This window comes from Botrimarina colliarenosi (genome assembly GCF_007859955.1).
GTDB lineage: Bacteria > Planctomycetota > Planctomycetia > Pirellulales > Lacipirellulaceae > Botrimarina > Botrimarina colliarenosi.
In genome coordinates, this window is record NZ_SJPR01000012.1 from 22,170 (window position 1) to 32,069 (window position 9,900).

5 protein-coding genes are annotated in these 9,900 nt (G+C 62.4%); all 5 read left to right on the forward strand.

The window, feature by feature from the left end:
* The first annotated feature begins 175 nt into the window (after positions 1-175).
* The 5 genes from Pla108_RS20305 to Pla108_RS20325 all read left to right on the forward strand — a co-directional run bounded on the left by Pla108_RS20305 (position 176) and on the right by Pla108_RS20325 (position 9,461).
* Positions 176-754, forward strand: a complete 579-nt coding sequence (locus Pla108_RS20305; RefSeq protein ID WP_197525015.1) for a sigma-70 family RNA polymerase sigma factor — start codon at positions 176-178, stop codon at positions 752-754.
* Positions 754-2,610: a FecR domain-containing protein gene (locus tag Pla108_RS20310; protein WP_146446818.1), complete on the forward strand. Its 1,857-nt coding sequence runs from the start codon at positions 754-756 to the stop codon at positions 2,608-2,610. Before Pla108_RS20305 ends, Pla108_RS20310 begins: the two co-directional genes overlap by 1 nt.
* 11 nt (positions 2,611-2,621) lie before the next feature.
* Positions 2,622-5,315: a beta-L-arabinofuranosidase domain-containing protein gene (locus Pla108_RS20315; RefSeq protein ID WP_146446819.1), complete on the forward strand. Its 2,694-nt coding sequence runs from the start codon at positions 2,622-2,624 to the stop codon at positions 5,313-5,315.
* A 15-nt stretch (positions 5,316-5,330) separates the two neighbouring features.
* Positions 5,331-6,431 (forward strand): aldose epimerase family protein, encoded by a 1,101-nt coding sequence (locus Pla108_RS20320; protein WP_231934569.1) that lies wholly within the window; start codon positions 5,331-5,333, stop codon positions 6,429-6,431.
* Positions 6,432-6,707: 276 nt separating this feature from the next.
* On the forward strand, positions 6,708-9,461 hold the full coding sequence (locus tag Pla108_RS20325) for a DUF5695 domain-containing protein (RefSeq protein WP_146446821.1): 2,754 nt from the start codon (positions 6,708-6,710) through the stop codon (positions 9,459-9,461).
* Positions 9,462-9,900: the final 439 nt, after the last annotated feature.

The following is a 9,900-nucleotide window of genomic DNA, read 5'->3' on the forward strand; positions in this document are numbered from 1 at the left end:
CTGGCCTGCGCGTGCTCTGCATGCGACTATTGACCGAGGGCTCCGCGGTCGTCAGGCCGCGCCTGCTGCTTCTCGTCTACGAACTGGAGGGATTTCTGTGCAGAAATCGGCTCATCACGCTGTCGCTAGTAGGACCGGGTTGCCTCCGCGAACTTCGTTCAAGCAGGATCTAGACGTGCCTAAGGGAGAACCGCCTGAAGGACGCCATCGACCGGAAGAACATCTTGATCCGGAGACCTTTGTCAGCTTGGTGGTGACCCACGAAACCCGTGTGCGTGCCTTCATCGCGTCGCTGATGCTGCCCGCGAGTGACGTAGATGACGTTTTTCAGACCGCATGCATGGCGGCGTTCCGCAAGATGCACGACTTCCGCTGCACGGATCAACCGCCAGACGAAGCGTTCGTCCGCTGGTTCTGCACGATCGCCAAGTTCGAAGTGCTTCTGTACTACCGAAAGCGTCGCAGTGCAAAGGTGACTTTCAGCACGGAGGTCGTTGAGGAGATAGCTGAGCTGCAGATCAACTCTTTGGACCGGCTGAACTACCGCCTGGAGGCCCTGCGAGCGTGCATTGACGCCCTCGGAGATAAGGAAAAGATGCTGATTCGGATGCGATACGGAAACGGCATTCCCGTGGCCGATATCGCTGAGAGAATAGGCCTGTCTGCCAACGGCATGTACAAAGCGCTCGAACGAGTGCGTGCGAGGTTGCTCAGCTGCGTCAAGGCAAAACTCCGAGCCGAGGGTCTGGGCTGATGGCTGAACGCAGCACGATCAAAGCTTTGTTGATGCGGTTCGTCGACGACGAGTTGTCCGAGGCGGACGTCGTTGCATTGAACGAGGCTTTGGCCGGCGACGAAGCGGTCCAACAAGAGTACGTCGACGCGGCGTACCTCCGCGAAGGCATGCGTAGGTGGGCACACTCTCGCGGTGCGGCAGATGAGTGGCAAGTCATCCGTTCGGCTGTCGGTATCGGGCCCCCGGATGAGGCTTCTAGCGCCGGGTCCGACGGAAGTGAGTGGTCGGTCGTAGCTGCGAATTCGATGCCAAGTGACGCACGCTATTCGCCTGTCGATCTGCGAGCCGCTAGACAACGAAAGAATCGAGTAGCAATCGCCACCACAGCTGCTGCCGTCCTCATATTGGCGATCGGCGGATGGTACTACAGGCTGTCGGCTACCGGTGGCTTCGTCGCCGCGGGCGACGCCTACGCGGGAGACCTCACGAAGAGCGAGGAAGATCTCGCGCTATCGGATTCAGATTCAGTCGTCGCGCGACTTACCGCGGCGACGCCGGACGTTCGGTGGAGTGGTGGGAAAGTTCCTTCGGACTTCTTGATGCGGTTCCGCCCCGGCGACATTCTGGGCATCGAGTCGGGTATTGCCCAGGTGGAGTTCAGCGGGGGGGCGAATCTTGTGCTTTGCTCACCGGCGTCGGTCCAATTCACCGGCGGCACGTCAGCGAGGCTGATGAGGGGCTGCGTCACGGGCCGGGCGGATGGCGCTAACTTCGTGCTGGTAACTCCTACCGCGACGGTCGTTGATATCGGGACCGAGTTTGGAGTCGGGGTCGGACCCAGCGGAACTGATGTAACCGTGTTTGAGGGTGAGATCCACGTTCACAGCTTGAAGGACAGCGGCGATGGCGGGCCAATGCGTCGGGTACGGGAAGGTATGTCGATGCGGATCGACTCGAATGGGTCTCCTACTGTGCTCCGCGGGCAACCTGATTACCCGTACCGCCGCGATCTCTTGCAACCAGCCGATCCCCGAGGCGCCGAGGGGACTGTGAGCCTGCTCGATCTGGTCGGTGGGAACGACTACTTTCGTGCGAGGATCGCTGGATCGATCGACCCACGCACCGGATACTGGGGCTCTCCTCCCTGGGTAGGACCGGATCGCCAGCGGGCGTTGCGGGGAGACACCCAGTTCACGGCGACTCCCTGGAATCCGATGGTGGATGGCGTCTTTATACCTCGCGCGAACGCGAGAGAGATGCAGATCGACTCCGATGGCCACATGGTTCACCTGCCGCCGAACAACGGGACATCATGGGGTCCCATCTGGGCGCGGCGCAGCTCCGAGATTGATCGTGACAATGAGTTCCGGACGGCGAACCGTCGTGACCTGTGGGGTAGCGGAACCCTCGAAGCGGTCCATCGGCGATTGCTAGACGCCAAAGATGGCGTGCTAGGGCTTCACGCCAACGTCGGAATCACGTTCGACCTCGGCTCGATCAGCGACGCCCAGCGAGCCGACGTCGTCGAGTTCTGTGCCCTACTGCATAACCTCGGAGCCGTCTCCGACGAGGAAGGGGTGCTCGAACAGTCAGTAGCGGATCTGCGTGTATTCGTAGACGGAAAGCTGAAGTACAGCCGGCTAGACTTCAACGCGGACGACGGCGAGGCGTCGATCGTCGTGCAGCTGAGCCCGAGCAATCGGTTCCTTACCCTCGTGGCGACCGACTCCGATGGCGATCCGAAGGTCGACCATGTCGTGCTGGTCGATCCTGTGCTGCGATTACAAGACAAGCCGCCGCTTGCGTGTCAGCCAGGAACGGACGGCCTCTGCTTGGCACGGCTGCTCGATCTGTCGCTGGTTCGTAGTCGGTAGGGCGTACGGCGATGGGGGACCCTCTGATCAAGCAATCGGTCGCTCGACCTCTCAGCGCAGCTCCGGCGATCTTCGTCCCGCGCAGTTGGTGGCCGACGGTCATCATCACCGTGAGTCTTGTGGTCGTCGTCGGCCCGCTCGCGAGTGGCGAGACCAGCATCTCGGCGTTAACGCGTCCACCGACGGACGTCCGCAATTCGCACTACCTGTCGAATAGGCCGCCGCTGCAGCCCGCCGCCTTTGTGAAGCTGCCGATCGGCAGTGTCAAACCACGGGGCTGGCTGTTGGAGACGCTTCGCCGCCAGCGAGCGGGGCTGGCGGGCCGACTTCAGGAAGTCAGCGCCTGGCTGCAAGAGGACGGCAACGCGTGGGTCGATCCACAGGGCAGGGGGAAGTGGGGCTGGGAGGAGGTGCCCTACTGGCTGCGCGGATCGATCCTGCTCGCGCAGCTTCTCGATGATGGAGACTTGAACGCCGAAACCGTCGGGTGGATAGAAGCGGTCCTCGCGAGCAAGCGACCCAATGGAGACTTCGGGCCCCGGCGGATCTTCGGCGACGACGATTCGCCCGACCTCTGGGCCAACATCCTGATGCTGTCTTGCCTCCAGTCCTACTACGAGTGCACGGCAGATCCCCGCGTCATAGAATTGATGCTCGGGTACTGCCGCTACGTGGCAACGATTCCCGATGAGAAGATGCTCACGCACTTCTGGCAATACTATCGGGGCGGCGATCTGCTTGAAGTCGTTTACTGGCTGTTCAATCACACGGAAGAAGAGTGGTTGCTAGGCCTCGCCGAGAAGGTGCATCGGAACACGGCCAACTGGCGTCTCAACGGTGACCTTCCTAGCTGGCACGGCGTCAACATCGCGCAGGCCTTCGGGGAGCCCGCGACGTACTACCTGCAGTCCGGAGACTCAAGTGACCTGCGCGCCGCGTACGACAACTTCCGGTTGGTTCGGAAGAGCTACGGCCGATTTCCGGGCGGGATGTTCGCCGCCGATGAAAATGCTCGCGTGGGCTATCGTGATCCGCGGCAGGCCATCGAGACCTGTGCGGTCGTCGAGCAGATCCGGTCCGATCAGCAGCTGCTGGTCATTACCGGAGATCCCCTCTGGGCTGACCACGTCGAGGATGTCGCCTTCAACACCTTCCCTGCGACGCTCGCGCCCGATTACCGGTCGCTCCGTTATCTGACGAGCCCCAATCTTGTCGTTAGCGATAGTCGCGACTATTCGCCCGGGATTGAGAACGTTGGGCCGATGTTCAACTTCAATCCGCTGAGCCACCGGTGCTGCCAACACAATCACACGCAGGGTTGGCCGCGGTTCATAGAGTATCTTTGGTTGGCCACGAACGACCACGGACTCTTGGCGGCATGCTACGGACCGAGCGTCGTCGAGGCAGTTGTCGGAGACGGTGTCGCCGTCCGCGTTGTTGAAACGACCCGCTACCCCTTCGAAGAGCAGGTCGTGTTCGACATCACGCCCGACTCACCCGCGAAGTTCCCTCTCTACCTGAGGATTCCCGCATGGTCCAAGCGGACCGAGGTCACCCTCAACGACGTCGTCGTGGCGGAGAACATTGCGCAGGGTGGCTATGTCCGGATTGAGCATAGGTGGAAGCACGGCGACACCGTCACGCTGCGGATGCCGATGGACGTGCGAGTCCATCGCTGGCGAGACAATCACAACAGCATCAGCGTCAGCCGCGGCCCAATTACCTACGCACTGCGAATCGGCAGCACGAAGGTAGTCGTCGATCCGACCGACACCGCCGCGGTCGATACGCAGTGGCGTCCCGACGTTGACCTCGAGGCGTGGCCGGCGTTCGAGCTTCATCCAACGACGCCTTGGAACTACGGTTTGGTGCTGGAAGAGCTACCGGTTGAGGACAACTTCCGCGTCGAGCACCGCGAATGGCCGCGGTCCAACTACCCGTTCGCTCCGGACTCATCACCCGTAGCAATCCGTTGCGAGGGGAAACGCATCCCTGAGTGGACCGTCGATCTCACCGGCATGTGCGGCCGGTTGCAGCAAAGCCCCGCCTACTCGGAGGCGCCCACGGAACCGCTCACGTTGCTGCCGATGGGCGCCGCGCCGCTGCGGATCAGTGTGTTTCCGGAAGCGGGCGACGACCGCGGCCTCAGGCGTTGGAGAGGCGTTGCCAGCACCGACTTGTCCTACACCCCCGCGGCCTCCTACTGCTCTGCGGATGACCGGCTCTCGGCGATGGCCGATGGTCTGCTCCCCTGCGCGTCCAGCGACCAAGCGATCCCGCGCCTGACCTTCCTGCCAAGGACCGGCACGACCGAGTGGCTCCAAGCCGACTTCGATCAGCCACGCGACCTCCGTAGCGTGAGCGTCTACTGGTGCGACGACTCGTCTCGGTACGACCACGCCCCCACCGGCCCCTTCGACAAGGCGATCAACGAAGCCGATTGCCGTGTGCCGGCTTCGTGGAGGCTGCTCTATCGGGATGGCCAAGACTGGAAGCCGGTGCAGACAGACGGTCCCTACGGGACCGACGTCAATCGATTCAACGTGACCAGTTTCGCCCCAGTTGTCACCACCGCGCTGAGGATCGAGGTGCAGCTCGCGCCCGAAGCTTCCGCCGGCGTGTTGGAATGGCGGATCGGCGGTTCGACACGAGAACCGCCGGCGGCAGCACAAGCCTCTGACAACTCACGCGATGCATCCCCATAGAGACGCCCCATGTCAATGAGATCCCTGCTTCTGTGCGGCATGTCCGTGTCAGCCGCAACCAGCTGCCACGCGCAGATCGTCGAGGAAGACTTCGACAGCATCCGACTGTTCACGCTGCGGAACGCCTCGGGCATCGAGGTCCGCATTACGAACTACGGGGCGATCATCACTTCGATCCGTACGCCGGACCGCGATGGCGAGCTGGCGGACATCGCACTCGGGTACACCCGTGTCGAAGACTACATCAACGCGGTGGACAAACCGTACTTCGGCGCCGTGGTGGGTCGCTACGGCAACCGAATCGCGGGCGGGCGATTCATCCTAGACGGAGAAACCTACGAGCTCGCCCGAAACAACGGCGAGAACCATCTCCACGGAGGCGTGATCGGCTTCGACAAGGTCGTGTGGGCTGCGGAGCCGCTGCCGGAGTCTAACGCGCTGCGGCTGACGTACCGCGCCAAGGATCTCGAAGAGGGATACCCGGGCAATCTCGATCTGGAAGTGGTCTATCGGCTCACCGACAAGGACGAGTTGGTCGTCTCCTACCGCGCGACAACCGACAAGGCGACGCCGGTCAACGTTACGCAGCACACGTACTTCAATCTGCGTGGCGAGGGGACCGGCTCGATCCTCGGCCATGAGCTGATGCTCAACGCTGACGGCTACACGCCCGTTGACGAAGGCCTTATCCCGCAGGGAACTATCGCACCCGTAACTGGCACACCGTTCGACTTCCGGCCTAGCAAGTCCATCGGAGAAGACATCGGCGCCGAGAACGAGCAGCTCCAATTCGGAGGAGGGTACGACCACAACTGGGTGCTGAACCGAGAGGGAGACACGGCGTCACTCGTCCTGGCAGCTCGCGTCTACGAACCCGAGTCAGGCCGGGCGATGGAGATCCGGACGACCGAGCCGGGGATCCAGTTCTACAGCGGTAACTTTTTGGACGGGCGGCTCGTCGGTAAGTCCGGCAGGAGGTACGTGCACCGCGGAGGGTTCTGCCTTGAGACGCAGCATTTTCCCGACAGCCCGAATCAGCCGCACTTCCCGAGCACCATCCTCCGGCCCGGTGAGCTCTACGAGAGCACCACGGTCTTGCGATTCTTCACCCAGTAAGAAGGGCACCGCGTCGCTCAATCCTGATCAGCAACCGGCGCCGAGGTCGGCGAGGCGACCATGCAGCGCACCGCACCGCAAAAACTATCGCTCGCTCGGCAGGCTCTGTGCCCGCGGATTGGCCACTCGCTTCGCCGGCTCGCGCGTGCTGTCAGATTGCCTAATCGGCGATGCAGAAGTAACGGTCGTGCCACCGTAACCGTCGCGCTGCATATCCTGCTATGCGTGAGCCCGTCTCATGCTGCAGAGTCAGAGCTCCGTGGAGCCGGGTTCGCGTTGGTATTCGACCAGGAACGCGGCAGCGTCACCAGCCTGAAGTGCGATCACGACCCGCACAGCGCCGAATTCATCAAGCCGGGTCACCTTCTCGGGGACGTCACGCTCAGTTATCGCCGCCCCGGCGAACCGTGGCGGACCGCGCGACTGCGAGATCCTGGCGCCCATTCCATTGTTGAGTCCGATTCGGACGGCGTTGAGGTGCGTTATCGGCTGCCCGGTGACCTCGAACTGGTCAAGACGTTCGCCCTAAGCGCCTCGCGTCTGGCCTGGATTCTGGAGCTACGCAACCTTGGCGAGCAAACGCTCGAGGTCGGGGACCTCGGCCTCCCGCTCCGGATGAACACGGACTACGTCGGCGGTGACCTGCAGGACGAGGACGCCGTCCGCAAGACGTACGAGAGCCGGCTAAACCGTCATCGCCTCGTCGCCGGTCACGGCTCATTCGTTTACTGGACGAAAGCGATCGGCTTTGGGCCCATCTTGGTGATGACGCCGAGCGGAGCCACGCGTTTGGAGTACTTCGACGCCGGTCACACCGCCTTCGTCCACTCGGCCCGTAGCGGTCCCGACGCGCCACAGGGCACGTGGCGCCAGCCCCACACCGGCGTCACCCTGGCGCCGAAGGGAGAGCCGAACGACGCCGCTCGCTACGGCTTCACCTTCGCTTGGGCCAACAACCTACGTGACGTCCGAGACATCCTCTACGACGACGGCCTCCTTGACGTGTACGTCGTTCCAGGCATGACGCTGCCGACTGACCTGACGGCTCGCGTTGCGCTGCGCACCCGGAGCCGAACTCTCACCCTTCAGCCGGAGCACCCCGAGGCGACGAGCATCGTCTACCTCGGGGAGGCCCAGCCGGACGTCCATGTCTACGAACTGGGCTTCTCGCGGCTGGGCGAGAACGCCGTCCGGGTGGATTACGACGGAGGCCGCTCACTGAAACTGGAGTTCTTCAGCACGGAGTCGTTAGAGACGCTCTACCGAAAGCGCGCCCGCTTCATCACGCAGAAGCAACAGCATCGAAACGGCAAGTGGTACAACGGCTTGTTCAGCCTCTGGGACATGCGAGAGAAGGCCTTGCGCGGTCCTGAGGACACCGGCGGCCTGCAGGACTACATGGTGGGCGGGTCGGACGACCCCTCCAACTCGAAGGCGGTGTTGGTCGCTGAGAAGAACGTTGTTCTGCCCGACGCCGACGAGATCGCCGCGCTCGAGTATTACCTGGAGCACTTCGTCTGGGGGAAGCTCCAGCGCACCAATCAAGAGCATCCCCATCCCTATGGGATCTACGGCAGCGAGAACTGGTACCTAAACCGCACGACCGCGTGGGGAACGACGCTGCCCGACCGTATCCGGTCGTACGAGAAGATGTTCGGCGTCCCCCAGGGAACCGGGTTGGGAGCAGAACGCTTGTGGAGGTCGTTCGACTACACGACCTTCATCATGCTCTACTACGACATGTACCGGATCGCCGACCAGTACCCCAACCTGGTGACCTACCTCGACGCCCAGGGGTACCTTGAGAGGGCGTACGGCACGGCTCAAGCGTACTTCCGGGTTCCCTACGCGATCCACTTGGTCGGGCGGCCGCTGTGGTCGCACAAAGGGTACAGCGACTGGGCTTACAAGCTCGGCAACTTCCATGAGCGGTACCTCATCGATCTCATCCGTGCGCTGCGGCAGGAGGGCATGGATCAAGAAGCCGGGTGGTTGCGGGGTGAGTGGGAGAAGAAAGTTAAGTACTTCCTGTACGACGAACCGCTCCCGTTCGGCTCGGAGTTCGTGTTTGACCGGACCGCCTTCGAATCGACGCACGCGATCGCGCGCTACGCGATCCAAAACCCGATGCAGCCCGACCGAAACCTTTGGTTCGATCGGAACCGCAACCGCTGGTACTCGCACCCGGACGTTCGGCCCGCACACGCCGAACTGTTCATGAAGAGGCAGATCGACGCCAACATCGCTATGCGTGGGTCGCTGGAAGCCACGTACTACTACCTGGGCTCAGCGCGGGTCGGAGCGAACACGCTCGACTACATGTCGCAGATGGCCGGCTGGGCCGTCTTGGACTACGGCCTGCATTACAGCGACGACCCCGCGCCGTATGTGCGGCTGGGGTACGCGTCCTTGTTGAGCTCTTGGGCCCTTGTGAACTCAGGAACCGCCGAATCAGGATACGGCTACTGGTATCCGGGCGAAGAGAACGACGGGGCGGCGGGCTGGTGCTTTCAGACGCTAAAGAACGGCGAGACCTGGGCTACCGGGACCTCGGCCCGGGGGATCTGGCCCTACGACGGAGAGATCGACCACGGCCTAGCAGGCGGCATCCGCGCGGCTGCCACCGTCGTGATGGACGACCCCCTCTTCGGCAGGATTGCGATCGGGGGTTCCTACGGCTCGCGCGACGGCTGGAACACCGTTGTGCCCCAAGACGGCGTACGCCGCCGCCTGCATCTGCTCGTGGGATCGGAACGTGTCCACCTGACGCTGCACACCGACGGCCTACAGAAGTCGGAAGAGGTGCTGTTTAACGACGACTTGACCTATCTCAAGTTCCAGCTTGAGAACCGTTCGGGCGTTGCTCACCAAGGCTCATTCGAAGTCAGTGGGTTGCCTGACGGAGAGTATGCCTTCGTGCTAAACGGCCAGCACATCCGTTCGTTTGACAGCGATCGGGGGCAGAAGATCCATCATTCGTTCGACGTGAGCGGGGTACGCCGGCACACGGCACTTGTACAGCGTCAGTAGTTCTCGAGAGACCTGTGGACTGAGTATGCGTTCGACTGGCCATTTTGAGAATCTCACGTGACAATCCGCCATCGTCGCTACCGTCCCACATCGACCAAAATCAGTTCTGATCACACGCTCTAAGGTATTGTGCCTCAGGCCAAAGTAGGCAAGCCGCTCGGTCCGAGGCTCAGCGGGTGGACCAACACCGCTCAGTTCGCCGTCCGCCGAACGCGCAGAGGTCCTGGCCGAGCTTGGACACCGCTGCGAGTTGGCGGATCCGCCATCTGCGGCCGGTTGAGGCAACCTCGGCGACTTAGCCGCGGGCGGAATTCCGCGAAGTTGAGGCGACCTCGGCGAATCCGAGCACTCCTGAGAATCGCCTTCTGGCAGTCACTGTCGAGAATCCCGGCGAGAGTTTAGGGCACTGCTATGAGAGCACTGGCAAGTCATTGGGGGC